Origin of the sequence: Aeromicrobium sp. MLTX1 (assembly GCF_046452335.1) — a bacterium.
In the GTDB taxonomy this organism is placed as follows: domain Bacteria; phylum Actinomycetota; class Actinomycetes; order Propionibacteriales; family Nocardioidaceae; genus Aeromicrobium.
In genome coordinates this window covers 138,267-164,022 of the sequence record NZ_JBKFDN010000003.1, presented here as the reverse complement: position 1 = coordinate 164,022, position 25,756 = coordinate 138,267, and the positions used below count along the sequence as shown (strand labels likewise).

The following is a 25,756-nucleotide window of genomic DNA, read 5'->3' as shown; positions in this document are numbered from 1 at the left end:
AGGTCACACGCGGGTGAGTGCCTTGTCGCGCCGTGCGGCGACGGCCGATCCGGACTCGCGGCGGGCCATCCGCTGCAGCAGCCGTGGCGCAAGGACGAGCCCGATCACGGTCCACACGGTCAGCACCGCGACCGCCTGCCAGACCCGCCACTCGCCGCCCGGCTCGAGCGTCGCCGCCCAGTCCGGGAGCAGCGCCGCGCGCATCCCCGCGGCGAGCCAGTGCAGCGGGAACAGCTGGCCGATGACTTCCACCCAGCGGGGCAGTCCGCCGGTGCTGAAGATGCCCGAGGCGTAGACGAGCGCGCCGATGACGACCATGCCCCAGCCGCCCACCGAGCGCGGGTTCTTGAAGATCGAGCCCAGCACGAAGCCGATCGGCGCGCAGGCGAGCAGGCCCAGCACGATCAGGCCGACCACGCCCAGGAGGCCGAGGACGCCGCGGTGCCAGAGTCCGTCGATGAGCACGGTGGCGGCGACGAGGATGATCGCGGAGCCGAAGACGGTCTCGTACGTGACCCGGGCGGACTGCCCGACCACGTAGCCGCGCATGCCGTGCGGCACGCTCTTCGCGCGCAGCAGGGTGCCGTCCTCGCGCTCGGTGGTGACCGCGGTGGCCAGCCCGTAGGCGGCGCCGAAGACCACCATCATCGCGAGCGCGTTGGGCACGATGAAGTGGGCCACGCTGATGTCGGCGTCCTCGATCATGTTGTTGCGGTTGAGGTACAGCACCAGCGCGAGGATGCCGTTGAGGAACACGTAGTACGTGAGGTCCTCAGGGGCGCGCAGGCTGTTGCGGAACTCGATCCAGCCGCGCCTCAGGCCCGACCGGACGGCGACGTCGGATGCGCTCATGCCGGCACCTCCTGCTGCTCGTCGGACTCCTCGTGCCGGGCGACCATGGCCAGGTACGTGTCCTCCAGGGTCGACCGCCGCACCTCGAGGTCGGCGATGCCGTCGGGGTGGCGCGCGAGGAGCTCGCGCACGAACGCGGTGCCGTCGGCGGTGGTCTGCGTGTGCGGCGTGCCGTGCTGGGTCCAGCGCACCTCGGTGGTGCCCGAGATCTGCTCGGCGAGCGAGGCGGCGCTGCCGTCGGCCACGATTCGGCCGTGGTTGAGGATCAGGATCCGGTCGGCCAGCTTCTCGGCCTCGTTGAGGTCGTGGGTCGTGAGCAGGATCGTGGTGTCCTCGAGGTCGCTGAGTCGGTCGACGAGCGCGTGGAAGTCGCGCCGGGCCACCGGATCGAAGCCCACGGTGGGCTCGTCGAGGAACAGCACCTCGGGCCGGCCGACGATGCCGATCGCGACGTCGAGCCGCCGGCGCTGTCCGCCCGAGAGGGACTTGACCTTCGCGTCGGCCTGCGGCGTGAGGCCGACGCGGTCGAGCAGGTCGTCGGTGTCGTACGGCCGCTCGCGGCCGGGCGTGGCGTACGGCGCGTAGTAGGAGCCGAACTGCTCGAGCAGCTCGCGCACCTTCCACCGGCCGTGGTCGCGCCACGACTGCAGCACGACGCCGACACGCGAGCGCCAGGCCTCGTCGGCGGTCAGCGGCACCGCGTCGAGCACGCGCACGTCGCCGTCCGACGGCTTGCGGAAGCCCTCCAGGATCTCGATCGTGGTGGTCTTGCCGGCTCCGTTCGGGCCCAGCAGCGCGACGACCTCGCCGCGCCGGACCTCGAAGTCGAGCCCCTTCAGCACCTCCTTCTCGCCGTAGGACATCCGCAGGTCGGCTGCGGTGACGACGGGTGGGTCCTGCGCAGGGGCTGGGTCCACGGACTCGCTCTCGGTCGAAGGTGTTCGTCCGAACCTAGTACGCGTGCGCCACGCGCAACAAGGTCGAGGCGGGGGCTCGATCAGGGGCGGACGGCGATCCGGGAGGTCAGCTCGCGGGCGACGTCGCGCGGCTCGTCGACCCACAGGCCGACGCGGTCGGCGATGACCTCGCCCCTCGACGAGCGCAGCACCGTGGGGCCGCCGAGATCGAGCTCGAGGTTGGTCCGGCCGCTCACGCCGACGAGCAGCAGGCCGTCCTCGTGGTGCACGGCTCGGATGGTCCCCGGGAGCTCGTGCTCGACCGAGCGGGCGCGCGCCACGGCAGCCAGGGGGACGTCCACCCACGTGCGCGCGCCGTTCCGGACGCGGACGTGGTCGGCCTCCAGCAGGTGCGGCCGCACGCGGTAGGACGCCAGCATGCCGAGCATCCACAGCACGCCCCAGATGCCGAGCACGAGCAGGGGGAGCCGGATCGCCTCGGCCCAGCCGGCGTCGACGTGCCGCAGCACCAGCTCGACCGCGACGGTCTCCGTGGCCGAGCCGAGGATCCACAGCCACAGCATCGGGCCGACGAGCTGGGCGTAGCCGAGGGGAGTGGCGCCCGCCGGCACGTCCGGGCGCCGGGCGATCCAGCGCCCGAGCGACCGGTACAGCGCGAGCTCCATCAGGACCGCCTCGCGCCCGAGGTCGAGGAGCCGGCGCGCGCTCACGAGCTCTCCTCCATCAGGCGGCGGAAGGTCGCGATGGTCTCGTCGAGCGTGGACTCGAAGGTGGTCAGGCGCGTGTCGGGGACGTCCCCGAAGAGCTGGGCGGCCAGGTCGGCGTGACTCGACCTGAGGTCGTCGATGGCCTGCCGGCCCCGGGTGGTCGGGGTGACGAGGATGGCCCGGCGGTCGGTGGGATGGGGCTCGCGCGTGACGTGCCCCGACGCCACGAGCCCGTCCACAAGGCCCGTGACGTTGCGCGGCGTCACGTCGAGCGCGGCGGCGAGCGCCTGCTGGGTGCTGGGCCCGGACAGCCCGAGGACCCAGAGCAGGTGCGTGCGGGCGGTGGTGAGACCCGACTCCTGCTCGAAGCGGGTCAGGTCGGCCGACATGAGGCTCGACAGCAGCAGCAGCTTGTCGAGCACGGACGTGGCGCGGGACTCCATGTGATGAGTCTACTTCACGATGTAGCACCTTCAGCAATTCGCGGGTCCCCGGGAAAGCAAGAGGATCCGCCCCTGGCGGGACGGATCCTGGTGCTGCGCTGTTCCTCGTGCGTGGTGCCCCCGGCAGGATTCGAACCTGCGCTCCCGCCTCCGGAGGGCGGTGCTCTATCCCCTGAGCTACGGGGGCCGTTCACGGCGTGACGTCGCGAGAACCAAGGTAGCGCACCGGTAGCGTGGTCCCCGTGCCCCCCACCGTGCTGGTCGTCGACGACACGGCGTCCATCCGTTTCCTCATCCGCACCAACCTCGAGCTGGCCGGCTTCGACGTGATCGAGGCCGAGGACGGCCAGGACTGCCTCGACACCCTGCGCGACCTCGAGAGCCTGCCCGACGTCATCACGATGGACATGATGATGCCGCGCATGGACGGCGTCACGGCGATCACGCGCATCCGCTCGAACCCGCGCTACGCCGGCATCGGACTGGTGATGGTGTCCACCCAGAGCCAGCAGATCGACCTCAACCGGGCCGCGGCCGCCGGCGTCGACGACTACGTCACGAAGCCGTTCGACCCCGACAACCTCGTCGAGACCGTGCGCCGGGTCCTGCAATCCCGCGCGTAGACGACGCCGATAGGCTGTGTCGGTGACCCCCGACCAGCTCTCCGACGCCATCGTCGCGGCCCTGACGTCCCTCGTGGACGCCGGCCGCGTGACCCTCCCCGACCCGGTTCCCACCCAGGTCCGCGTCGAGCGACCGAAGGTCAAGGAGCACGGCGACTACGCCACCAACATCGCGATGCAGCTGGGCAAGAAGGCCGGCATGAACCCGCGCGAGTTCGCCGAGCTGCTCGCCGCCGAGCTGGCCACGGACGACGGCATCGCCGGCGCCGAGGTCGCGGGCCCCGGCTTCCTCAACATCCGGGTCGCCGCCGGCGCCCAGGGCGAGATCGCCCGCGTCGTGCTCGACGCGGGGGAGGGCTACGGCCGCAACGACCTCTACGCGGGCCAGCGGATCAACCTCGAGTTCGTCAGCGCGAACCCCACCGGACCGATCCACATCGGCGGCGTCCGCTGGGCGGCCGTCGGCGACTCGCTCGGCCGACTGCTGCAGTTCAGTGGCGGCGACGTCACCCGCGAGTACTACTTCAACGACCACGGCGCGCAGATCGACCGGTTCGCGCGGTCGCTGCTCGCCTCGGCGCGTGGCGAGGACGCCCCCGAGGACGGCTACGGCGGCCAGTACATCCATGACATCGCCGCCCGCATCGTCGAGGACCACCCGGATGCCGCCGCGCTGCCCGACGACGAGGCCGCCGAGCTGTTCCGCGCCGAGGGCGTCGAGCAGATGTTCGCCGAGATCAAGGGCAGCCTGCACGACTTCGGCGTCGACTTCGACGTCTTCTTCCACGAGAACCACCTGCACGAGACCGGCGCCGTGGATCGCGCGATCGCCCGCCTCACCGAGCTGGGCAAGATGTACGAGTCCGAGGGCGCGCAGTGGCTGCGCACGTCGGACTACGGCGACGACAAGGACCGCGTCGTCATCAAGTCCGACGGCAAGCCGGCCTACATCTCGGGCGACCTGGCGTACTACCTCGACAAGCGCGAGCGTGGCTTCGACCGGGCGATCATCATGCTCGGCGCCGACCACCACGGCTACGTGTCGCGGATGATGGCGATGTGCGCCGCGTTCGGCGACGAGCCGGGCGTCAACCTCGAGATCCTCATCGGCCAGATGGTCAACCTGCTGCGCGACGGCCAGCCGCTGCGGATGAGCAAGCGCGCGGGCACCGTCATCACGCTCGAGGACCTCGTCGACGCGATCGGCGTCGACGCAGCCCGCTACGCGCTGGCGCGGTACTCCACCGACTCCACGATCGACCTCGACCTCGACCTGTGGGCCAGCGCCAGCAACGACAACCCCGTCTACTACGTCCAGTACGCGCACGCGCGGCTGTCGTCGATCCTGCGCAACGGCGCCGACCTGGGCCTCACGGCCGACCTCGGCGCGTTCGACCCGTCGCTGCTCGTCGAGGAGCGCGCCGGCGACCTGCTGCGCGCGCTCGCCGAGTTCCCACGCGTCGTCCAGCGCGCCGCCGAGCTGCGCGAGCCGCACCGCGTGGCCCGCTACCTCGAGGACACGGCCTCGACCTTCCACAAGTTCTACGACGTGTGCCGCGTGCTGCCGCAGGGCGACGAGGAGGCCACCGACACGCACCGCGCCCGCCTCGTGCTGGTCTCGGCCACGCGTCAGGTGTTCGCCAACGGCCTCGGCCTGCTGGGCGTCTCGGCGCCGGAACGGATGTGACGATGCGATCGCACGAGGCTGGAGCCCTGCACGGCCAGGCCGGCACCCGTGGCCCCGAGTGGCTGCGCGAGCCCGACGACGCGAACGAGCTCGTCCCGCACCTGTGGTCGGCCAACGTGAGCAAGGTCGACGGCGTCCTCACGGTCGCCGGCGAGACCGCGGCCGAGCTGGCCCAGGAGTTCGGCACGCCGCTCTACGTGGTGGACGAGGACGACTTCCGCTCGCGGGCCCGCGCGTTCCGTGACGCCTTCCCCGACGCCGACGTCTACTACGCCGGCAAGGCGTTCCTGTGCGTGGCCACGGCCCGCTGGATCGCCGAGGAGGGCCTCAATCTCGACGTGTGCACCGGGGGAGAGCTGGCGGTCGCGCTGCGCGCCGGCTTCCCGCCCGCCCGCATCGGGCACCACGGCAACAACAAGTCGGTCGCCGAGCTGCGCCGGGCCCTCGAGGTCGGCGTCGGCCGGATCGTCATCGACTCGTTCGAGGAGATCGAGCGGCTCGCCGCGCTCAGCGCCGAGCTCGGCGTGCGGGCGCCCGTGATGGTGCGCGTCACCGCGGGCGTCGAGGCGCACACGCACGAGTACATCTCCACGTCGCACGAGGACCAGAAGTTCGGCTTCTCGATCTCCGACGGCGCCGCGCTCGAGGCCGTGCGCCGCGTGCTGGCGGCCGACGGGCTCGACTTCCTGGGCCTGCACTCGCACATCGGCTCGCAGATCTTCGTCACCGACGGCTTCGAAGTCGCGGCGCGTCGCGTCCTGCGCCTGCACGACCAGATCGCCCGCGAGCTCGGCGTCACCGCGCCCGAGCTCGACCTCGGCGGCGGGTTCGGCATCGCCTACACGACGCAGGACGACCCCCGCGCCCCCGAGGACCTCGGCCGCGAGATCGTCAAGATCGTCACCGACGAGTGCGCCGCGCTGGGGATCGACGTCCCGCAGCTGTCGATCGAGCCCGGTCGCGCGATCGCGGGTCCGTCCACGTTCACGCTCTACGAGATCGGCACCACCAAGGCCGTCGGTCTCGACGGCGGCGGCTCGCGCATGTACGTGTCGGTCGACGGCGGCATGAGCGACAACATCCGTCCCGCGCTCTACGGCGCCGACTACTCGTGCACCCTCGCGTCGCGCGCCTCGGAGGCCCGTCCGGTCCTCGCCCGGGTCGTGGGCAAGCACTGCGAGTCCGGCGACATCGTCGTGAAGTCCGAGTTCCTGCCGTCCGACGTCGCCGCGGGCGACCTGCTCGCCGTGCCGGGCACGGGCGCCTACTGCCGCTCGCTGGCCAGCAACTACAACCACGTGCCGCGTGCCGCGGTCGTGGCCGTCCGCGAGGGCGAGGCGCGCCTCATCCTGCGCCGCGAGACCGAGGACGACCTCCTCGCTCTCGACGTCGACTGACCCCGTACGGCGCGCCGGGTCGGCGCCGGCTTGACCTCAACCGCGGTTGAGGTTGTTGGCTGGGCGTCGAACCCACGAAGGAGAGCGATGCGCGCCGTACGCCTGCACCACCACGGAGGACTCCACGTCCCCGTTCCGAAGGAGACCCACCGATGAGCACGGTGACGCGCGAGCGGCTGTGGACCGGCCCGCAGGGCGCGGTCGTGGCCGGCGTCTTCGCCACGGCGTTCCTCTTCGCGTTCGAGTCCTACGCGATCGCCACGGCTCTGCCGCTGGTGGCGGCGGACCTCGACGGCCTGTCCCTCGTCGGCGTCTCGTTCGCGGTCATGCTGGCCGCCTCGGTGGTCACGATGACGGTCTCGGCCCCGTGGTGCGACCGCGAGGGACCCACCGTCCCGCTGCTGACCGGCGTCGCCGGATTCGTCGTCGGCCTGGTCGTCTCGGGCACCGCCTCGACGATGGAGGTCTTCGTCGTCGGGCGTGCCCTGCAGGGCCTCGGCTCGGGACTGACCACCGTCGCGCTCTACGTGCTCGTCGGGCAGGCGTTCGCCGAGCACATCCGCCCGCGGGTTTTCGTCGTCCTGACGTCGGCGTGGGTGCTGCCCGCGCTCGTCGGTCCGCCGGTCGCCGGCTGGGTGGCCGAGACCTTCGGCTGGCACTGGGCCGTCCTCGGCGCCATCGTGCCCGCGCTGCTGGCGGCCGGGCTGCTGACCCCGGCGCTCGGCACCCCGGGCGCGCAGTCCGACGTGCGACTCAGCGCTCGCCGCGTCGGGCTGGCGAGCCTGGGCGCGCTCGCCGTCCTGGCGGTGAGCGTCGCGGGCCAGCGCGGCTTCGACGGCTGGTGGGCGCTGCTCCTGCTCGGCCTCGTGACCGCGGTTCTCGTCGTCCCGCCCCTGCTGCCGGCGGGCACGTGGACCGGCCGCCGCGGCCTGCCCACGGTCATCGCGACCCGCGGCGTCGTCTCGCTGGCGTTCTTCGGCGTCGAGGCCTACCTGCCGCTGGCGCTCGTGGAGCACCGCGGCCTCACCCCGACGCAGGGCGGCATGTTCCTCACGGGCGGCGCCGTGCTGTGGTTCAGCGGCTCGTGGCTGGCCGCCAACGTGCCCGCGCTCGCCGACAAGCACCGGCGCGTCCGGATCGGGACCACCCTCGTCGCCATCGGCAGCCTCGCGGGCGTCCTGGTCCTCGTCGAGGCGCTGCCGCTGACGGCGCTCGTGCTGCTGTGGCCGCTGGCCGGCCTCGGCATGGGCATGGCGACGTCGACGCTCTCGGTGCTGCTGCTCGAGACCGCACCGCCGGGGGAGCACGGTGCGGCGAGCGCCGCCATGCAGACGAACGACGCCGTCGTGCAGGCGATGGGCCTGGCGCTGGGCAGTGCCGTCTTCGCCGCGCTGCTGACGCGCTCGAGCGAGGAGGCGTTCGCCGTCGTGCTCGGCGTCGCGCCGCTCGTGGCCCTCGGCTCGGTGGTCCTCAGCGGGCGCCTGCGCGAGTCGTGAGGTGGAGGGGCCGGCGGGCCTGCGCGGTGGGCCCGTCCCATCCTTCGCCCTCCCGGGTCTGGCGGCGTCCGGCGGCCGATAGGCTGCTCGGGTGACCACGACCTCGCCCGAGGCTCCTGCCGGAGCCCGCCCGATCCGCATCGCGATGCTCGGTTGTGGCGTCGTCGGCACAGAGGTCGCCCGCTTCCTCGTCCGCGACGCCGAGGAGCTGGGTCGCCGCATCGGCGCCCCCGTCGAGCTCGTGGGCATCGCGGTCCGCCGCCTCGACCGCGCCCGCGACCTCGACCTCCCGTCCGACCTGTTCACCACCGACGCCAGGGCGCTCGTGACCCGCGGCGACCTGGACGTCGTCATCGAGGTCATCGGCGGCATCGAGCCCGCCCGCGAGCTGATCCTCGCCGCGCTCGAGAGCGGCGCGTCGGTCGTCACGGCCAACAAGGCGCTGCTCGCCGAGGACGGCGACACCCTCTACGAGGCGGCGGTCAAGGCCGAGCGCGACCTCTACTACGAGGCCGCCGTGGCCGGTGCCATCCCGATCGTCCGCCCACTGCGCGAGTCCCTCGCCGGCGACAAGGTGGAGCGCGTCCTGGGCATCGTCAACGGCACCACGAACTTCATCCTCGACGCCATGACCACCACCGGCGCGGGCTTCGACGAGGCCCTCGACGAGGCGCAGCGGCTGGGCTACGCCGAGGCCGACCCCACCGCCGACGTGGAGGGCTTCGACGCCGCCGCCAAGGCCGCGATCCTCGCCGGACTCGCCTTCCACACGCGCGTCACGATCGGCGACGTGCACCGCGAGGGCATCACCGAGGTCACCGCCGCCGACGTGCGCTCGGCCGGCGAGATCGGCTCGGTCGTCAAGCTGCTCGCGATCTGCGAGATCGATCCCGAGGGGACCGCGGTGTCCGTCCGCGTGCACCCGGCGATGATCCCGTCGACCCACCCGCTCGCGAGCGTCCGCGGCGCCTACAACGCGGTCTTCGTCGAGAGCGAGGCCGCCGGCCAGCTCATGTTCTACGGCCCCGGCGCCGGCGGAGCGCCCACCGCGAGCGCGGTCCTGGGCGACGTCGTCACCGTGGCCCGCCACCGCGTCGACGGCGTCTTCGGCCCGGGCGAGACCGCACACGCGCAGGTCGAGGTGCTCGACATGGGCCGGGCCCGCACGCGGTACCACGTCCAGATCGACGTCGAGGACCGTCCGGGCGTGCTGGCCGCCGTCGCGGAGGCCTTCGCCGTCCACGACGTCTCGATCAAGACGGTCCGCCAGGAGGGCCGCGGCGGCGACGCCCAGCTCGTCGTCGTCACCCACGAGGCCGACGACGCCGCCCTGGCGGCCACCGTGCGACAGGTCCGCGAGCTGGGCATGGTGCGCGGGGTCTCGTCGGTCATGCGAGTCGAAGGAGTGTCGTGATGGCCAGCCCGTGGCGCGGAGTCATCGAGGAGTACCGGGACCGGATCCCGCTCGACGCCGGGGCGACCGCCGTGTCGCTGGGGGAGGGCGGCACGCCGCTCGTCCACTCGGCGTGGCTGTCGGGGCTCGTCGGCGGCGACGTCTTCGTCAAGGTCGAGGGGAACAACCCCACGGGCTCCTTCAAGGACCGCGGCATGACCACGGCGATCAGCGCGGCCCTCGCCGAGGGTGCGAAGGCCGTCGTGTGCGCCTCCACCGGCAACACGTCGGCGTCCATGACCGCCTACGCGGCGCGGGCGGGACTCACGCCCATCGTGCTCGTCCCGCAGGGCAAGATCGCCGCCGGCAAGATGGCCCAGGCGGTCATGCACGGCGGCGACATCATCCAGGTCCGCGGCAACTTCGACGACTGTCTGAACATGTCGCGCGGCCTCGCGAAGGAGTACCCGGTCGCGCTCGTGAACTCGGTCAACCCGATGCGTCTCGAGGGCCAGAAGACCGCCTCGTTCGAGATCGTCGACGTCCTGGGCAAGGCCCCTGACATCCACGTGCTGCCCGTCGGCAACGCCGGCAACATCAGCGCGTACTGGAAGGGCTTCGTGGAGTACCACGAGGACGGCGTCGCGAGCTCGCGCCCGCAGCTGTGGGGCTTCCAGGCCGCCGGCGCCGCGCCGCTCGTGAGCGGCCGGGTCGTCGCGAACCCCGAGACGATCGCCACCGCGATCCGCATCGGCAACCCGGCGTCGTGGACCCTCGCCGAGAACGCCCGCGACGAGTCGGGCGGCCGGATCGAGGCCGTCACCGACGAGCAGATCCTGCACGCCCAGCGCGAGCTCGGCCGCCACGAGGGCATCTTCGTCGAGCCCGCGTCCGCTGCGGGCGTCGCCGGCCTGCTGGCCGCGGTCGAGGCGGGCGACGTGCCCACCGGCCTGACCATCTCGATCACCGTCACGGGCCACGGCCTCAAGGACATCGACACGCCGCTGTCGCAGATCGGCTCGGTCGTCGACACGGTGGTCGACGCCGACGTGCACGCGGCCGCGGAGGCGGCCGGTCTCGCATGACCTTCGTCGACGTGCCGGTCACCGTCAGGGTCCCGGCGACGAGCGCCAACCTGGGCCCCGGCTTCGACTCCCTCGGCCTCGCGCTGAGCTGGTTCGACGAGGTCACCGCCGAGGTCACGACCTCCGGCCTGACCTTCGACATCGAGGGAGAGGGCGCCGACGAGGTGCCCCGCGACGAGACCCACCTGCTCTACCGCGCGATGGACGCCGCGTTCGACCTGATGGCCGAGAAGCCCGCCGGCCTGCACCTGTCGTGCCGCAACACGATCCCGCACGGTCGCGGCCTCGGCTCCTCCGCTGCGGCGATCGCGGCCGGTCTCGTGCTGGCGCGTGCGCTCGTCGTCGGTGGCGAGGACCGCATGGACGACCGCACGATGTTCGGCCTGGCGAACGATCTCGAGGGCCACCCCGACAACGTCGCGCCGGCGCTGTTCGGCGGCTTCACGATCTCGTGGATCGAGGGCGCGGCAGCCGAGACCCAGCGACTCGACGTCGAGGCCGAGGTCACGGTGTTCGTGCCGCCTGAGCCCGTCCCCACGTCGGTGGCCCGCGGCCTCCTGCCCGCGACCGTGCCGCACGGCGACGCCTCGTTCACGGCCGGACGCGCCGCCCTGCTGGTCGCGGCGCTGACCACCGCGCCCGAGCGGCTGATCTCCGCCACCGAGGACCGGCTGCACCAGACCTACCGCGCCGAGGCCATGCCCGACTCGTACAAGCTGGTCCGCCAGCTGCGGGTCGAGGGGGTGCCGGCGGTGATCTCCGGAGCCGGCCCCACCGTGCTGGCGTTCGCGCACGGACTCGAGGACTGGACCCCGTCCGGATGGGCGCGACGCGAGCTGCGCGTGTCGCCCGAAGGTGCCCACGTCGCGTCGTGAGTGCGTGTTACAGTGAAGGCGTCGGAGTCGAGTTTCTCTCCCCGACACCATGCCACTTCTGAGCCCGTCGGATACGGGCGATCCTGAACGCGACGCACCGTCGGCGAACCCGACCGGCGTCGGCAGGAACGTGGCCTCCCGATAAGGACAACGTGTGACGGAATCAACCACGGTCGATCCCACTCCCGCGGAGGGTGCCGACAAGGCCCCCGCGAAGGCTCCCCGCAAGTCCGGCGGAGCGCTCGGCGGCAAGGTGATTGCCGAGCTCCAGGAGATCGCCAACGGCCTCGGCATCGAAGGCGCCGCCAAGATGCGCAAGGGCCAGCTGATCGACGCCATCAAGACCGCTCGCGGCGACGCGAAGCCGGCCGAGGCGCCCCGCGCCAGCCAGGACACGCTCGTCGACGTGCCCGCCGAGACGAAGACCTCGCGCCCCGCCCGAGGCAAGAAGGCCGCCGCCGCCGAGCCGGCCGCCGGCGACGCCCCGCAGGCCGAGGCCGTGAAGGCCGAGCCGGTCGAGGCGAAGGCCGACCAGGCCGAGAAGCCCGCCAAGGCCGACAAGCCGCAGGGCGAGAAGGCCGACAAGGGCCAGAACGACCGCGGCCAGGGCGACAAGACCCAGGGCGACAAGTCCCAGGACAAGGGCGATCGCCGCGAGTCCGGCGACCGCGAGGGCCGCGGCCAGGGCCGCAACCAGAACCGGAGCCAGGACCAGGGCGGCAACCAGAGCCGTGCCCAGGGCCAGGGCGCCGGCAACCGCGAGCAGAACCGCGACAACCGCGACAACCAGAACCGCGACCAGAACCGCGACAACCGCGACCAGAACCGCGACGACGACGGCGGACGCCGCCGCAACCGCCGGGGCCGCAACCGTGGTGGCAGTGGCCGCCTCGAGGACAACCCCACCTTCACCGAGGACGACGTCCTGGTGCCGGCCGCGGGCATCCTCGACATCCACGACAACTACGCGTTCGTGCGCACGACGGGCTACCTGCCCAGCGAGAACGACGTCTACGTCTCGATGTCGCTCGTGCGCAAGCTCGGCCTGCGTCGCGGCGACGCGATCACCGGTCAGGTGCGCCAGCCCCGCGAGGGCGAGCGCAAGGAGAAGTTCAACCCGATGGTCAAGGTCGACTCGGTCAACGGGTCGGACGCCGAGGAGGCCAAGCGCCGCGTCGACTTCTCCAAGCTGACGCCGCTGTACCCGTCGGAGCGCCTGCGCCTCGAGGGTCAGGCCGGCGGCATGACCGGTCGCGTCATCGACCTCGTCTCGCCGATCGGCAAGGGCCAGCGCGGCCTCATCGTCTCGCCGCCCAAGGCCGGCAAGACGATGGTGATGCAGCAGGTCGCCAACGCGATCACCGAGAACAACCCCGAGTGCCACCTGATGATCGTCCTGGTGGACGAGCGTCCCGAGGAGGTCACCGACTTCCAGCGCACCGTCAAGGGCGAGGTCATCGCCTCGACGTTCGACCGCCCGGCCTCCGACCACACCACGGTCGCCGAGCTGGCGATCGAGCGCGCCAAGCGCCTCGTCGAGCTGGGTCACGACGTCGTCGTGCTGCTCGACGGCATCACGCGCCTGGGTCGTGCCTACAACCTGGCCGCGCCCGCGTCGGGCCGCATCATGTCCGGTGGCGTCGACTCCTCGGCGCTGTACCCGCCGAAGAAGTTCTTCGGCGCCGCGCGCAACATCGAGGACGGCGGCTCGCTGACCATCCTGGCCACCGCGCTCATCGAGACCGGCTCGCGCATGGACGAGGTGATCTTCGAGGAGTTCAAGGGCACCGGCAACTGGGAGCTGCGCCTGCGCCGCGAGTTCGCCGACAAGCGCATCTTCCCGGCGATCGACGTCGACGCCTCCAGCACGCGCCGCGAGGAGCTGCTGATGGCCCGCGACGAGCTCGCCATCGTGTGGAAGCTGCGCCGCCTGCTCTCGGGCCTGGAGGGCCAGCAGGGCCTCGAGCTCATCCTGGGCAAGCTCAAGAAGACGCAGAACAACGTCGAGTTCCTCATGGAGATCAACAAGACGATGCCGGGCGGGTCCAACGACGGTCAGAGCTGACCTCAGGCGGCCCTGAGCCGTCCCGCCGATCCACGAAGGCCCGGTTCCCGTCAGGGGACCGGGCCCTCGTCGCTAGGCTCGCGGCATGACGACCGCCTGGGACTTCAGCGCCACCACCATCGACGGCATCGAGCAGCAGCTGGCCGACTACCGCGGCAAGGTCGCGCTCGTGGTCAACACCGCCTCGCAGTGCGGCTTCACGCCGCAGTACGGACCCCTGCAGGACCTCTACGACACGTACGCCGAGCGCGGCTTCGTCGTGCTGGGCTTCCCGTGCGACCAGTTCGGCGGCCAGGAGCCGGGTGCCGACGGCGAGATCGCCACGTTCTGCGAGTCGCAGTTCGGCGTCCAGTTCCCGATGTTCTCCAAGGTGAAGGTGAACGGCTCGGACGCCCACCCGCTCTACCAGTGGCTCAAGTCCGAGAAGAAGGGCGTGCTCGGCGGCGCGATCAAGTGGAACTTCACGAAGTTCCTCGTCGACCCCGAGGGCAACGTCGTCAAGCGCTACGGCTCCACGACGAGCCCGCAGGACATCGCCCAGGACATCGAGGCTCTGCTGCCGGCCTGATCAGGAGTCGGAGGAGTCCTTGCGGCGGCGACGGCCCACCTGCTGGTCGTCGCCCGGCAGGATCGTGCGGCGCGCCACGGGCCGCTGCTCGTTGCGCAGCGTGGTGTCCTCCTCGGACACCACGCGACGGGCGCGGGTGGCGGTCGTGATCGAGACCACCGCGAGCACCACCCACGTGAGGGCGGCGACGAGCCCGATGGCCGCGATGACCGTGATGGCACGGGAGCGGCCGTACTCGCTCGCGATGTAGACGCCGGCACCGCCGATGACGACGAGCATCACCAGGGTGACGAGGATGGTCTTCAGTCTCCCGGTGCTCATGGAGGTCATAGTAGGGGGTGGCGGGTTTTCCGGGACGCCGGGAACACCCGGGCCCCGATTTGGGTTATGCCAATGCCGACTGGCACAATCGATCCTTGGTTCCGGTTCACGGTCCGCGCCCCGCGTCCCGACCCGGCGACCACACGAGAGGACATCATGAAGAAGGACATCCACCCCGCGTACGTGGAGACCCAGGTCACCTGCACCTGCGGCAACTCGTTCACCACCCGCAGCACGGCGACCGAGGGCACCCTCCGCGCCGACGTCTGCTCGGCCTGCCACCCGTTCTACACGGGCAAGCAGAAGATCCTCGACACCGGCGGCCGCGTGGCCCGGTTCGAGAAGCGCTACGGCAAGAAGTAGGACTTCTCCGGCGCCGGTCGCTCTACGGAGCGATCGGCGCCGTTGTCGTGTCCGGGCACCCGAGGCAAGGAGGTGACGACGTGTTCGAAGCCGTCGAGACGCTGATCGACGAGCACGCCGAGCTGGAGCAGCAGCTGGCCGATCCGGCCGTGCACTCCGACGCGCGGCGTGCGCGCGACCTCGGACGTCGCTACGCCGAGCTCACCGCGATCATCCGCGTCTACCGCGAGTGGCAGGAGGCCCGCGAGGACCTCGTCGCCGCGCAGGAGCTCCACATGACCGAGGAGGCCGAGGCCCTCGAGCGTCGGGTCCCCGAGCTCGCCGAGCGCCTCGAGCGGATGCTCGCGCCGCGCGATCCCGCCGACGGCAAGGACGTCATCCTCGAGATCAAGGGCGGCGAGGGCGGCGACGAGTCGGCGCTGTTCGCCGGCGACCTGCTGCGGATGTACTCGCGCTTCGCCGAGCAGCACGGCTGGAAGGTCGAGCTGCTCGACTCGACCGAGACGGCTCTCGGCGGGTACAAGTCCGTCACGGCCGCGGTGAAGGCCAAGGGCACGCCCGAGCCGGGCGAGGCCCCGTACGCCCTGCTGAAGTTCGAGGGCGGCGTGCACCGCGTCCAGCGGGTGCCCGTCACCGAGTCGCAGGGTCGCATCCACACGTCGGCCGCGGGCGTCCTGGTGCTGCCCGAGGCCGAGGACGTCGACGTCCAGATCAACGACAACGACCTGCGCATCGACGTGTTCCGCTCGTCGGGCCCCGGCGGCCAGAGCGTCAACACCACCGACTCCGCGGTGCGGATCACGCACCTGCCCACGGGCATCGTCGTGAGCTGCCAGAACGAGAAGTCGCAGCTGCAGAACAAGGAGCAGGCGATGCGGATCCTGCGCTCCCGGCTGCTCGACGCCGCGCAGGCGCAGGCCGACGCGCAGGCCGCCGACGCCCGCCGCTCGCAGGTGCGCACGGTCGACCGCTCCGAGCGCGTCCGCACGTACAACTTCCCCGAGAACCGCATCTCGGACCACCGCACGGGCTTCAAGGCCTACAACCTCGACCAGGTGATCGACGGCGCCCTCGACGACGTCATCGGCTCGCTCGTCGAGGCCGACCTGGCCGAGCGGCTCGCCGCCCTGGAGGACCGCGGATGAGCACCCGCCGCCTGCTCGAGGACGCCGCCGCGCGGCTCGAGGAGGGCGGGGTCGCGTCCCCGCGCCACGACGCCGAGGTCCTGCTCAGCCACGTCACGGGCACGCCGCGCGCGCTGCTGACCCTGACCGCGCGGGTCGACGACGCCCAGCGCCGGACGTACCTCGAGATGATCGACGCCCGTGCCCGCCGCGTGCCGCTGCAGCACATCACGGGCTCGGCCGCGTTCCGCTACGTCGACGTCGAGGTCGGGCCGGGCGTCTTCGTGCCCCGCCCCGAGACCGAGCTCCTCGCCGGGTGGGCGATCGACTCGGCTCGCGAGGTCCTGGCGCAGGGCCGCCCGCCGGTCGTGGTGGAGCTGTGCGCCGGGTCCGGCGCGATCTCGCTGTCGGTGGTCCACGAGGTGCCCGAGTCCCGGGTGCACGCGGTGGAGCTCGACGAGTCCGCCTACGGCTGGGCCCTGCGCAACCTCGACGGCACGGGCGTCGACCTGCGCCGCGGCGACATGGCCGACGCGTTCGGCGACCTCGACGGCACGGTCGACGTGGTCGTGGTGAACCCGCCGTACATCCCGCTCGACGCGTGGGAGTCGGTGGCGCCCGAGGCCCGCGACCACGACCCGCAGCTCGCGCTGTGGTCCGGCGACGACGGCCTCGACGCGATGCGCGTCGTCGAGCAGGTGGCCTGGCGGCTGCTGCGCTCCGGGGGAGTGGTCGGCGCCGAGCACGCCGACGCCCAGGGCGAGTCCGCCCCCGCGGTCTTCACCACCCGCTGGGCCGAGGTCCGCGACCACGCCGACCTCGCCGACCGCCCCCGCTACGTCACCGCCCGCCGCCCCTAGCCCCGCCGGCCCCCGGCCCCTCCGCGCCTCCCGGCCCCCCTGAACCGCGAGTGGCGCAAATCTGCCCGCCACTCGCCGAGTGGCGGGCGATTCCGCGCCACTCGCGACCCCGGTTTGCGCCACTCGCGGTCCTCACGGACGGGCTCGCGGAGAGCTCGTCCGGGCGAACCGCGCCAACCGCTCCTGCAGGGCCGCCACCCCCGCGCGGGTGAGGCTCGACCGGTCGATCTCGACGCGCGCGTCGACCGCCGAGAATCGCCCGGGCGTCCCCATCGCCTCGGCCGCCATACGCACGATCTCCTCGGGCTGGCGACTGATCTCCACGAAGGTGTAGCCGGCGCGCTGGATGCCGAGCCGGTGCAGCAGCCGCTCGCGGCGGAGATCACGCCGATGCGTTCGTGGATCGCGATGGTCGGCGCCGTCGAACTCGGGCGCGTAGGACGTGCCACGGACGAGGAGGTCCAGCGCGAGGATCAGGGTTCCGTCGTGCTCACGGTGCTCGACCTGCGAGTCGACGGAGATGCCGCTGAGCGTGTGGACCAGTCGCAGCGCGGTCTCGCCGGCCGACTGGCTGCGCCCGTCGCAGTACTCGAGTGCGCGCCGCAGCACCCGCACGCCGCGTCGCCCGGGCACCAGGGCCTCGCGCAGGTGCGGCACCGTGGTGTGTCCGGCGGCGAGGGCCGAGTCGATGACCGTCACGAGGTCGATGAGGCTCAACGTCTCCGCGAGCTCCACGATCGTCCACTCGGCCGACGCCATGGCGATCCCATCGACGACGGTGCGGTGCCTCGGCGGGATCCCGCAGCGGCGGACGTAGACGCCACGCCGATCGAGGTGTGGAGCTTCGCCGTCGGTGCAGACGATCACCGGAAGGGCGATGCCGCGGGGGACAGCCCAGCCACGCAGCGTCGCCGCGGTCAGGTGGGTGGCCACCGCGTGGTCGGGCATCACCATCAGCGCGGCGCGGGTACGCGTACGCAGGTCGTCGGATTCGCTGGCCGCGACCGCGACGCCGTTCACCGGGTGGGAGAACGACTGGCTGCGGAGCTGCTTGAGGGTCTGACCGTGCGCGGCGGCGTTGCGATGGAGGATGGGTTCCATCGCGTCAGCGTCGGGCGTCGGCGCGCGCTCGTCGAACCGCCATCCACAGGGCCGCCCGAGTGGCGCAAACCAGGGTCACGAGTGGCGCAGAATCACCCGCCACTCGGCGAGTGGCGGGCAGATTTGCGCCACTCGCGGGTCTGGCGGCGCGGGAGCGAGCGCGGGTGCCGGGCGGAGGTCAGGCGACGCGGGCCCGGGGGCCGGCGTCGGCGATCCGGTAGAGGCCCCACGCGATGCCGACGAGACCGATCGCCTGGAGGGCCAGGGTGGCGGGGGAGGTCGGCAGCGACTCGTCGAAGAGCAGCGCGCCGAGCAGGATCGACAGCAGCACCGACGTCACGTTCAGCACCGGCATCGAGTGCGAAAGGCGCGACAGCTGGTAGGCCCGCTGGTTGAGCGACATCGCGAGGAACGCGCACGCCAGCAGCACCCACGGCGACCAGGTGCCGAGGAACCCGGGGACGCCGTGGTCACCGATCGCGTTGCCGACCACCTTCATCAGGCAGGCCGTGATGCCGAACAGCATGCCCGCGGTCATGCCGAGGAAGAAGGCGGCCATGCCGCGCCGCGGGAGCTCGTTCGCGAAGCGCGTCACCACGAGCGCGATCGCGACGCCAGTGCCCGCCACCGCGAGCATCAGGCCGGTGGGCGCCATCGCGCCGCCGTGGTTGGTGTCGGCCACGGAGACCACGGCGATGAGCGACACGATCGTGACGAGCACCCCGGCCAGCTCGTTGCGGCGCGGCCAGCGGCGGTCGAGCGCCGACCTCACGACCACCGCGAGCACGACGCCCAGCAGGATGATCGGCTGGACGAGCGACAGGGTGCCGAGGTTGAGGGCGACCGCGTGCAGCAGCCAGGCGATGAGGCCGATCGAGCTGCCGGCCAGCCAGCGTGGGCTCCGCACCAGCTGGAGCAGCACGAGCAGGGGATGCGTCACGGTGAGGTGCACGCGTCCGGCGGCGAGGTGCTGGAACGAGGTCGAGAAGGCGAACCCGAGCGCCGAGCTCAGGGCCAGGACGGCGGCCAGCGTGGGGGACGGGGTCATCGCGCCACGTCGGTGGTGACCAGCCTGGAGGAACGCATCCTGACGATTCTAACGATCCCCCCGGCGGCATCCCGCGCCGTGGGTGCCGGTGTCGACCCCTAACCTTGACCCATGAGGTTCGACTGCGCGACCGAGCTCGACGAGGGTGTCGAGGCGGCGGTCTCGGCGTTGCGCGAGGGCGCGCTCGTCGTGCTGCCGACCGACACGGTCTACGGCGTGGCCGCCGACGCCTTCGACTCGACGGCCGTCGCGCGTCTGCTCGAGGCGAAGGGTCGCGGTCGTGACATGCCGCCGCCGGTCCTCATCGCCGATCCGGCCACGCTCGACGCGCTCGTCGCCGAGCGGCCCGCCGCGTGGCTGCAGACGATGCTCGAGGACCTGTGGCCGGGCCCGCTCACCGTGGTGTTCCGCGCCCAGCCGTCGCTCACCTGGGACCTCGGCGAGACGCACGGCACCGTGGCGGTCCGCGTCCCCGACGACGAGCGCACGCGCGCGGTCCTGCGGCGGTCGGGCCCCAGCGCGGTCAGCAGCGCCAACCTGAGCGGTCGCCCCGCGGCCACGTCGGCCGACGAAGCCGAGGCCATGCTGGGGGAGTCCGTGAAGGTCTACCTCGACGGCGGTCCGTCCGCCGGCTCCACGCCGTCCACGATCCTCGACGTCACGGGCCCCGTGCCGCGCGTGCTGCGCCAGGGAGCGATCGAGCTCGCCACGCTGCACCGCTACAACAACACGATCGAGCCCGCCGGCGGTGGAGCCGGTGCGTGAGTACCTCGTCGTCTTCGGCGTCGCGATCGGCGTCGCGTACCTGCTGTCGTCGATCGCGCGGCAGACGGCCCAGCAGCTCGGCGCCGTCGCCCAGGTGCGCGACCGCGACGTCCACGCCATCCCCACGCCGTACTTCGGCGGCCCGGCGATGCTGGGCGGACTCGTCGCGGCGTACCTGACCGCCACCCACCTGCCGTTCCTCTCCGGCGGCGACGAGTCGCTCTACGCCGACGTCCGCGCCGTCCTCGTCGGCGCGAGCGTGATCTGCATCGTCGGCATCATCGACGACCTCTTCGAGCTCGACGCGCTCAGCAAGTTCGCCGGCCAGGTGCTGGCGGGCGTGATCACCGTGGCGATGGGCCTGCACTTCGTCTACCTGCCGCTGCCGAACACCTACCTGGGTCTCGACCAGGCGCAGGCGATGATCCTGACCGTCTTCCTCATCGTGGCCACGGCCAACGCGATGAACTTCGTGGACGGGCTCGACGGACTGGCCGCCGGCATGGCCGCGATCGGGTCGATCGCCTTCTTCATCTACGCGTTCGTGCTCGCCGTGGAGAACGGCGAGACCCGCGCCGTCGCGGCCGCGCTGCTCACGATCAGCCTCGCCGGCGCGTGCCTGGGCATCCTGCCCCACAACTTCTTCCCGGCCCGCATGTTCATCGGCGACTCCGGATCGATGCTGCTGGGCTTCGTCCTGGCGTGCTCGTCGATCAGCCTCACCGGCCAGTTCCCGGCCACGAGCCTGTCCGAGGGCATCGGCGGGGCCGACTCCAGCCTGCTGCCGGCGGCGATACTCCCGTTGATCCTGCCGTTCGCGATCCTGACGATCCCGTTCCTCGACATGGGGCTGGCCGTGCTGCGGCGCACCCGTGCGGGGCGGTCGCCGTTCAGCCCCGACAAGATGCACATCCACCACCGGCTGCTCGAGATCGGGCACTCGCACCGTCGTGCCGTGCTGCTGATGTACGCGGCCGCGGCGCTCGTCGCGTTCGGCGTGGTCGCGGTGGGCCTGTTCAGCGGCTGGCAGCTCTTCGTGGCGATCGCGCTGATCACGGCGCTCGTGACGGCCGCGATCTTTCTGCTTCCCCGACTCGAATCGAAGGTGTGGTCGTGAAACGACGCCAGCTCGCCCCGTGGATCGCTCTCGCGGTGATCGTGGTCTGCACGGTCGTGGCCACGGTGGTCGTCGGTGTCGAGGGGCTCCTGGGCGCGGTCATCGGCGGCGTCATCGTGCTGGCGTTCTTCGCCACCACACCGGCGGTCCTCGGTCCGGTCGCCAAGGCCACGCCGGGCCTGTCCATGATGTTCGCGCTGATCTTCTTCTTCACGAAGGTGGTCGCCCTGCTGGCGCTGTTCGTGGTGCTGCAGCGGTCGTCGGGCGACTCCGGCCCGATCGACCCCGAGTCCGTCTCGGTCACCGTGATCGCCACCACACTGGCGTGGCTGACGGCCCGACTCGTCGACGCCACCCGCGACCGCACGCCGATGTACGACCTGCCCGAGAAGACCGCTGGGGAACCGGGCGAATCCGGTCGCGACTGAGCCTCCCGAGCGTGTCCTCCGTGCTGGGAAACGGGCGGCGGGCGAGCAAGTGACAACTTTCACGACCTGCCTGCAGCGGCTGCAAACGACCCTGATAGATTCGGGGTGCAATGAACGACGCACCGCCGCCGCAGGATCCGTGGGTTGCCTTCGGACGTGTGGCTGGTGGGGTGATCTTCTACGGTGGAGTGGGATTCCTGCTCGATCGATGGTGGGACACGTCGTTCATGGTGGCCATCGGAGTCGTGCTGGGTGCCGCACTGGGCATTCTCACGGTCGCGATGGCGCAACGCGAGAAGTGACCCGCGCGAACTGCCGACCGACGTCGGGGCCGACAGGGCTCGACGCCACAGAAGGGTGATCGATTGTCCGCCGTGACGACCGCCGTGCTGAACGCCGCCTCGGACTCTGAGGGCTACCACGCCCCCGGGCCGGCCAGCTTCGACCTCCCTCCGGTCTTCTCGATCGGTGACTTCGGGGTCACCAAGCCGATGCTCCTGCTGGTCCTCTCGGTGCCGCTGATCGTCGGCTTCTTCTGGGCCGCCTCGAAGAACAAGGCCGTCGTCCCGGGCAAGCTGCAGTTCGCCGGCGAGTACGTCTACGGCTTCGTCCGCAACGGCGTCGCCCGCGACTCGATCGGCTCGCACGACTTCATGAAGTTCGTGCCCCTGCTGTTCTCGCTGTTCACCTTCATCCTGGTGAACAACTACTTCGGCCTCATCCCGTTCCTGCAGTTCCCGTCGTTCTCGCGGTTCAGCTTCGTGCTGCCGCTGGCGGCGCTCGTGTGGCTCGTCTTCAACGGCGTCGGCGTCGCGAAGCACGGCTTCCTCGGCTACCTCAAGCACGTCACGGTCCCCGGCGGCATCAGCGGCCCGATCCTGGTGCTGATCATCCCGCTCGAGTTCCTGTCCACCGTGCTGGTCCGCCCGGTCACGCTGGCGCTTCGTCTCTTCGCCAACCTGTTCGCCGGCCACCTGCTTCTGATCCTGTTCGCGACCGGCGCGGCCTACCTGATCCTCGACTCCGGCAACCCCTGGTACATCCCGGTCGGCGCCCTGTCGTTCGTCCTGGGCATCGCCGTGAGCTTCCTCGAGCTGCTGGTCCTGTTCCTGCAGGCCTACGTCTTCACCCTGCTGACCGCCATGTACATCGGTGGGGCACTCGCCGACGAGCACTGAGCGCCGGCCACAACCGAATAACCCCCCAGTTTTCGCAAACCGACGGCGCGCCCTGCGTCGTCAACGAAAGGAAAAATCCGTGGATCTCGAAACCCTCGGCTCCCTGAACATGATCGGCTACGGCCTGGCCGCCATCGGCCCGGGCGTCGGCATCGGTCTGATCTTCGCCGCCTACATCAACGGCGTCGCCCGTCAGCCCGAGGCCCAGAGCCGCCTCCAGACGATCGCGATCCTCGGCTTCGCCCTTGCCGAGGCCCTGGCCATCATCGGCATCGCGCTCGCCTTCGTCCTCTGACAACGTCAGGAACTGACTGATGTACTCCACGATTCTCGCCACGGCTGCCGAAGGCGAGGAACACAGCCCGCTGATGCCGATCCTCTCGGAGATCGTGCTGGCAGTGGTCGTCTTCGCGATCCTGTACTTCCTCATCCGGAAGTACGTCATTCCGAACTTCGAGCAGGCCTACGCCGAGCGCACGGCCGCCATCGAGGGCGGGATCGAGGAGGCGCAGTCGGCGCAGAAGGAAGCCCAGGCCGCGCTCGAGCAGTACACGGCGCAGCTGGCCGAGGCCCGGCACGAGGCCGCCGCCATCCGCGAGGAGGCGCGCGAGCAGGGTGCCCAGATCGTCGTCGAGATGCGCGAGCAGGCTCAGGCCGAGTCCGCACGCATCGTCTCGGCGGCGCAGGCCCAGATCGCGGCCGAGCGCCAGCAGGCCATCGCGCAGCTGAAGTCCGAGGTCGGCGGCATGGCCACCGAGCTCGCGGGTCGCATCGTCGGTGAGTCCCTCGCCGACACCGATGCGCAGCGTCGCACGGTGCAGCGCTTCATCGACGAGCTCGAGGGGTCGGCGAACTGATGCGCGGATCGTCTGCCAAGTCGCTCGACGCGACCCTCGCCGCGGTCTCCGCGGTGCCGGGCGCGTCGGCGGCGCAGGTCGGCGCCGAGCTGTTCGGCATCGTCGAGGCCCTCGACTCCGCCGTCGCGGCGCGTCGGGTGCTGACCGATCCCTCGATCGAGGCCGACGGCAAGCGCACGCTCGCCACCGGCATCTTCGACGGCAAGGTCAGCCAGGACGCGCTCACGGTGCTGCAGGCCGCGGTCGGCGGTCGCTGGGCCGCGGGTCGTGACCTCACCGACGGCCTCGAGATCGCCGGAGTCGCGGCGTTCACCCGGGCCGCCGACGAGGCCGGCCGGGGCGACGAGCTCGAGAACGAGCTGTTCGAGGCCGGTCGCGTCATCCACCAGTCCGACGAGCTGCGCCAGGTCGTCTCCGACAAGACCGTTCCGGTCGCGGCGAAGACCACCCTGCTGCAGGACGTCTTCGGTGGGAAGGTCTCCGAGTCGACCCTGTCCCTCCTGGGCCAGGCCGCGGTCGGACGCTCCGGCTCCTTCGAGCGGGTCCTCGAGGCGTTCAGCCGTCAGGTCGCGGCGCGTGAGGACCGGCTCGTCGCCGTCGCCCGCGTGGCCTACGACCTCGACGACGCCGAGCGCCAGCGGCTCACCGACGCCCTCTCGCGTCGCTACGGCCGTGCGATCCAGCTGAACACCGTGGTCGATCCGTCCGTGATCGGCGGGATCGCCGTCTCCGTGGGCGACGAGGTCGTCGACGCCACCATGTCCACCCGCCTCGAGGCCGCCCGCCGGCGCATCGCAGGCTGACCAGAACGCATCGTTCGCACAAGAAGGCAGGCACACAGCATGACTGAACTCTCGATTCGTCCGGAGGAGATCCGCGACGCGTTGCAGAAGTTCGTGTCGGATTACACCCCGACGCAGGGCGAGGCCGAAGAAGTCGGCGTCGTCGCGACGGCGGCCGACGGCATCGCGCAGGTGGAGGGTCTTCCCTCGGCGATGGCCAACGAACTGCTCGAGTTCGAGGACGGCACCCTCGGTCTGGCGTTGAACCTCGACGTCCGCGAGATCGGTGTGGTCATCCTCGGTGACTTCGAGGGCATCGAAGAAGGCCAGAAGGTCAAGCGCACCGGCGAGGTCCTCTCGGTCCCCGTCGGCGAGGGCTACCTCGGCCGCGTCGTCGACCCGCTCGGCACGCCCATCGACGGCCTCGGCGAGATCGCTGACCTCGAGGGACGTCGTGCCCTCGAGCTCCAGGCGCCGAACGTCATGCAGCGCAAGAGCGTCCACGAGCCCCTGATGACCGGCCTGAAGGCGATCGACTCGCTGACCCCGGTCGGCCGTGGCCAGCGCCAGCTGATCATCGGCGACCGTCAGACCGGCAAGACCGCCATCGCGATCGACACGATCATCAACCAGAAGGAGTTCTGGGAGTCGGGCGATCCGAGCAAGCAGGTCCGCTGCATCTACGTCGGCATCGGCCAGAAGGGCTCGACGATCGCCTCCGTGCGCGGCGCGCTCGAGGCGGCCGGCGCCCTGGAGTACACGACGATCGTCGCGGCTCCCGCGTCGGACTCGGCCGGCTTCAAGTACCTCGCTCCGTACACCGGCTCGGCCATCGGCCAGCACTGGATGTACCAGGGCAAGCACGTCCTGGTGATCTTCGACGACCTGTCGAAGCAGGCCGAGGCGTACCGCGCCGTGTCGCTGCTGCTGCGCCGTCCGCCGGGCCGTGAGGCCTACCCGGGCGACGTCTTCTACCTGCACTCGCGGCTGCTCGAGCGCTGCGCCAAGCTCAGCGACGACCTGGGCGCGGGCTCGATGACCGGTCTGCCGATCATCGAGACGAAGGCCAACGACGTGTCGGCCTACATCCCGACCAACGTCATCTCGATCACCGACGGCCAGATCTTCCTGCAGTCGGACCTCTTCAACGCCAACCAGCGTCCCGCCGTGGACGTCGGCATCTCGGTCTCCCGCGTGGGTGGCTCGGCGATGACCAAGGCGATGAAGGCCGTCACCGGCTCGCTGAAGGTCGAGCTGGCCCAGTACCGCGCCATGGAGGCGTTCGCGATGTTCGCGTCCGACCTCGATGCCGCGTCGAAGGCCCAGCTCGCCCGTGGACAGCGCCTCATGGAGCTGTTCAAGCAGGCGCAGTACAACCCGTTCCCGATGGAGCAGCAGGTCGTCTCGATCTGGGCCGCCACCACGGGCAAGCTCGACGCCGTGCCCGTCAACGACGTGCACCGCTTCGAGGCCGAGTTCCTCGACTACGTCAAGCGCTCGCACTCCGGTGTGCTCGACGCGATCCGCGAGAGCGGCAAGTTCGAGGACGAGAGCGCCCAGACGCTCGACGGCGCGTACGACTCCTTCCTCGACCAGTTCGAGACCAGCGACGGTGGATCGATCAAGGCCGGCCACGAGGAGTTCGACGCACTCGCCGACGAGGACGTCGAGCAGGAGCAGATCGTCCGACAGAAGCGAGGCTGA

General features: G+C 71.2%; 28 protein-coding genes and 1 tRNA gene. 21 read left to right on the top strand and 8 right to left on the bottom strand.

From position 1 onward, the window contains the following. Positions 1-3: 3 nt before the first annotated feature. The 5 genes from ACK99Q_RS16265 to ACK99Q_RS16245 form a co-directional block, all read right to left on the bottom strand. Entirely contained in the window at positions 4-852 is an 849-nt protein-coding gene (locus tag ACK99Q_RS16265; protein WP_269306146.1) for an ABC transporter permease, read from the bottom strand. Beyond that, on the bottom strand, positions 849-1,769 hold the full coding sequence (locus ACK99Q_RS16260; RefSeq protein ID WP_410187150.1) for an ABC transporter ATP-binding protein: 921 nt from the start codon (positions 1,767-1,769) through the stop codon (positions 849-851). Before ACK99Q_RS16260 ends, ACK99Q_RS16265 begins: the two co-directional genes overlap by 4 nt. Before the next feature lie 80 nt (positions 1,770-1,849). Continuing rightward, positions 1,850-2,479, bottom strand: coding sequence for a hypothetical protein (locus ACK99Q_RS16255; RefSeq protein ID WP_410187149.1), 630 nt, complete (start codon positions 2,477-2,479; stop codon positions 1,850-1,852). Next, the gene (locus ACK99Q_RS16250; RefSeq protein ID WP_410187148.1) at positions 2,476-2,919 is read right to left on the bottom strand and encodes a MarR family winged helix-turn-helix transcriptional regulator; all 444 of its coding nucleotides are present in this window, start codon (positions 2,917-2,919) and stop codon (positions 2,476-2,478) included. Before ACK99Q_RS16250 ends, ACK99Q_RS16255 begins: the two co-directional genes overlap by 4 nt. 112 nt (positions 2,920-3,031) lie before the next feature. Continuing rightward, positions 3,032-3,106 (bottom strand) — tRNA-Arg (locus tag ACK99Q_RS16245). Positions 3,107-3,161: 55 nt separating this feature from the next. Between ACK99Q_RS16245 and ACK99Q_RS16240 the strand changes: the two genes are divergently transcribed. The 9 genes from ACK99Q_RS16240 to ACK99Q_RS16200 all read left to right on the top strand — a co-directional run bounded on the left by ACK99Q_RS16240 (position 3,162) and on the right by ACK99Q_RS16200 (position 14,108). Next, a complete protein-coding gene (locus ACK99Q_RS16240; RefSeq protein ID WP_410187147.1) occupies positions 3,162-3,542 on the top strand; it encodes a response regulator in 381 nt (126 codons plus the stop codon). Positions 3,543-3,564: 22 nt separating this feature from the next. After that, a complete protein-coding gene (gene argS / locus ACK99Q_RS16235; RefSeq protein ID WP_269306155.1) occupies positions 3,565-5,229 on the top strand; it encodes an arginine--tRNA ligase in 1,665 nt (554 codons plus the stop codon). 2 nt (positions 5,230-5,231) lie between these two features. After that, positions 5,232-6,626, top strand: a complete 1,395-nt coding sequence (gene lysA / locus ACK99Q_RS16230; RefSeq protein WP_410187146.1) for a diaminopimelate decarboxylase — start codon at positions 5,232-5,234, stop codon at positions 6,624-6,626. Positions 6,627-6,778: 152 nt separating this feature from the next. Further along, positions 6,779-8,122, top strand: coding sequence for an MFS transporter (locus ACK99Q_RS16225; protein ID WP_410187145.1), 1,344 nt, complete (start codon positions 6,779-6,781; stop codon positions 8,120-8,122). 91 nt (positions 8,123-8,213) lie between these two features. Further along, positions 8,214-9,536 (top strand): homoserine dehydrogenase, encoded by a 1,323-nt coding sequence (locus ACK99Q_RS16220; protein ID WP_410187144.1) that lies wholly within the window; start codon positions 8,214-8,216, stop codon positions 9,534-9,536. Beyond that, positions 9,536-10,600 (top strand): threonine synthase, encoded by a 1,065-nt coding sequence (gene thrC, locus ACK99Q_RS16215; RefSeq protein ID WP_410187143.1) that lies wholly within the window; start codon positions 9,536-9,538, stop codon positions 10,598-10,600. Before ACK99Q_RS16220 ends, thrC begins: the two co-directional genes overlap by 1 nt. Further along, positions 10,597-11,475: a homoserine kinase gene (thrB, locus tag ACK99Q_RS16210; protein WP_410187142.1), complete on the top strand. Its 879-nt coding sequence runs from the start codon at positions 10,597-10,599 to the stop codon at positions 11,473-11,475. Before thrC ends, thrB begins: the two co-directional genes overlap by 4 nt. Positions 11,476-11,629: 154 nt before the next feature. After that, complete coding sequence (rho, locus tag ACK99Q_RS16205) at positions 11,630-13,540, top strand: transcription termination factor Rho (protein WP_410187141.1); 1,911 nt, start codon at positions 11,630-11,632, stop codon at positions 13,538-13,540. An 85-nt stretch (positions 13,541-13,625) separates the two neighbouring features. After that, positions 13,626-14,108, top strand: coding sequence for a glutathione peroxidase (locus ACK99Q_RS16200; protein ID WP_410187140.1), 483 nt, complete (start codon positions 13,626-13,628; stop codon positions 14,106-14,108). Here ACK99Q_RS16200 and ACK99Q_RS16195 read toward each other — a convergent pair whose 3' ends face one another. Next, entirely contained in the window at positions 14,109-14,429 is a 321-nt protein-coding gene (locus ACK99Q_RS16195) for a hypothetical protein (RefSeq protein WP_410187139.1), read from the bottom strand. Positions 14,430-14,585: 156 nt separating this feature from the next. On the opposite strand from ACK99Q_RS16195, the gene rpmE reads away from it, so the two are divergent. From rpmE to prmC, 3 genes are all read left to right on the top strand, one after another. Then, on the top strand, positions 14,586-14,792 hold the full coding sequence (gene rpmE, locus ACK99Q_RS16190) for a 50S ribosomal protein L31 (protein WP_179425557.1): 207 nt from the start codon (positions 14,586-14,588) through the stop codon (positions 14,790-14,792). Positions 14,793-14,872: 80 nt separating this feature from the next. Next, positions 14,873-15,937: a peptide chain release factor 1 gene (gene prfA, locus ACK99Q_RS16185; protein ID WP_410187138.1), complete on the top strand. Its 1,065-nt coding sequence runs from the start codon at positions 14,873-14,875 to the stop codon at positions 15,935-15,937. Continuing rightward, positions 15,934-16,776: a peptide chain release factor N(5)-glutamine methyltransferase gene (gene prmC / locus ACK99Q_RS16180; protein WP_410187137.1), complete on the top strand. Its 843-nt coding sequence runs from the start codon at positions 15,934-15,936 to the stop codon at positions 16,774-16,776. The genes prfA and prmC overlap by 4 nt, the downstream gene beginning before the upstream one ends. A gap of 132 nt (positions 16,777-16,908) precedes the next feature. Here the strand turns inward: prmC and ACK99Q_RS16175 are convergent, their stop codons facing one another. Continuing rightward, complete coding sequence (locus ACK99Q_RS16175; protein WP_410187136.1) at positions 16,909-17,877, bottom strand: hypothetical protein; 969 nt, start codon at positions 17,875-17,877, stop codon at positions 16,909-16,911. Between the two features lie 178 nt (positions 17,878-18,055). Continuing rightward, a complete protein-coding gene (locus ACK99Q_RS16170; protein ID WP_410187135.1) occupies positions 18,056-18,925 on the bottom strand; it encodes a DMT family transporter in 870 nt (289 codons plus the stop codon). 111 nt (positions 18,926-19,036) lie between these two features. Here ACK99Q_RS16170 and ACK99Q_RS16165 point away from each other — a divergent pair, with 111 nt between their 5' ends. The 9 genes from ACK99Q_RS16165 (at position 19,037) to atpA (ending at position 25,756) form a co-directional block, all read left to right on the top strand. Continuing rightward, positions 19,037-19,690, top strand: coding sequence for an L-threonylcarbamoyladenylate synthase (locus ACK99Q_RS16165; RefSeq protein ID WP_410187134.1), 654 nt, complete (start codon positions 19,037-19,039; stop codon positions 19,688-19,690). Then, positions 19,683-20,807 carry an MraY family glycosyltransferase gene (locus ACK99Q_RS16160; protein ID WP_410187133.1) on the top strand — a complete coding sequence of 375 codons (1,125 nt, stop codon included), beginning with the start codon at positions 19,683-19,685 and terminating at the stop codon, positions 20,805-20,807. Before ACK99Q_RS16165 ends, ACK99Q_RS16160 begins: the two co-directional genes overlap by 8 nt. After that, positions 20,804-21,235, top strand: coding sequence for a hypothetical protein (locus ACK99Q_RS16155; RefSeq protein WP_410187132.1), 432 nt, complete (start codon positions 20,804-20,806; stop codon positions 21,233-21,235). The genes ACK99Q_RS16160 and ACK99Q_RS16155 overlap by 4 nt, the downstream gene beginning before the upstream one ends. 110 nt (positions 21,236-21,345) lie before the next feature. After that, complete coding sequence (locus ACK99Q_RS16150; protein WP_410187131.1) at positions 21,346-21,537, top strand: hypothetical protein; 192 nt, start codon at positions 21,346-21,348, stop codon at positions 21,535-21,537. Positions 21,538-21,609: 72 nt separating this feature from the next. After that, entirely contained in the window at positions 21,610-22,413 is an 804-nt protein-coding gene (atpB, locus tag ACK99Q_RS16145; protein WP_269307038.1) for a F0F1 ATP synthase subunit A, read from the top strand. A gap of 109 nt (positions 22,414-22,522) precedes the next feature. After that, positions 22,523-22,708 carry an ATP synthase F0 subunit C gene (gene atpE / locus ACK99Q_RS16140; protein WP_179428207.1) on the top strand — a complete coding sequence of 62 codons (186 nt, stop codon included), beginning with the start codon at positions 22,523-22,525 and terminating at the stop codon, positions 22,706-22,708. 19 nt (positions 22,709-22,727) lie between these two features. Beyond that, positions 22,728-23,270, top strand: coding sequence for a F0F1 ATP synthase subunit B (locus ACK99Q_RS16135; protein ID WP_179425541.1), 543 nt, complete (start codon positions 22,728-22,730; stop codon positions 23,268-23,270). Beyond that, positions 23,270-24,073, top strand: coding sequence for a F0F1 ATP synthase subunit delta (locus ACK99Q_RS16130; protein WP_410187130.1), 804 nt, complete (start codon positions 23,270-23,272; stop codon positions 24,071-24,073). The genes ACK99Q_RS16135 and ACK99Q_RS16130 overlap by 1 nt, the downstream gene beginning before the upstream one ends. Before the next feature lie 39 nt (positions 24,074-24,112). After that, complete coding sequence (gene atpA, locus ACK99Q_RS16125; protein ID WP_410187129.1) at positions 24,113-25,756, top strand: F0F1 ATP synthase subunit alpha; 1,644 nt, start codon at positions 24,113-24,115, stop codon at positions 25,754-25,756.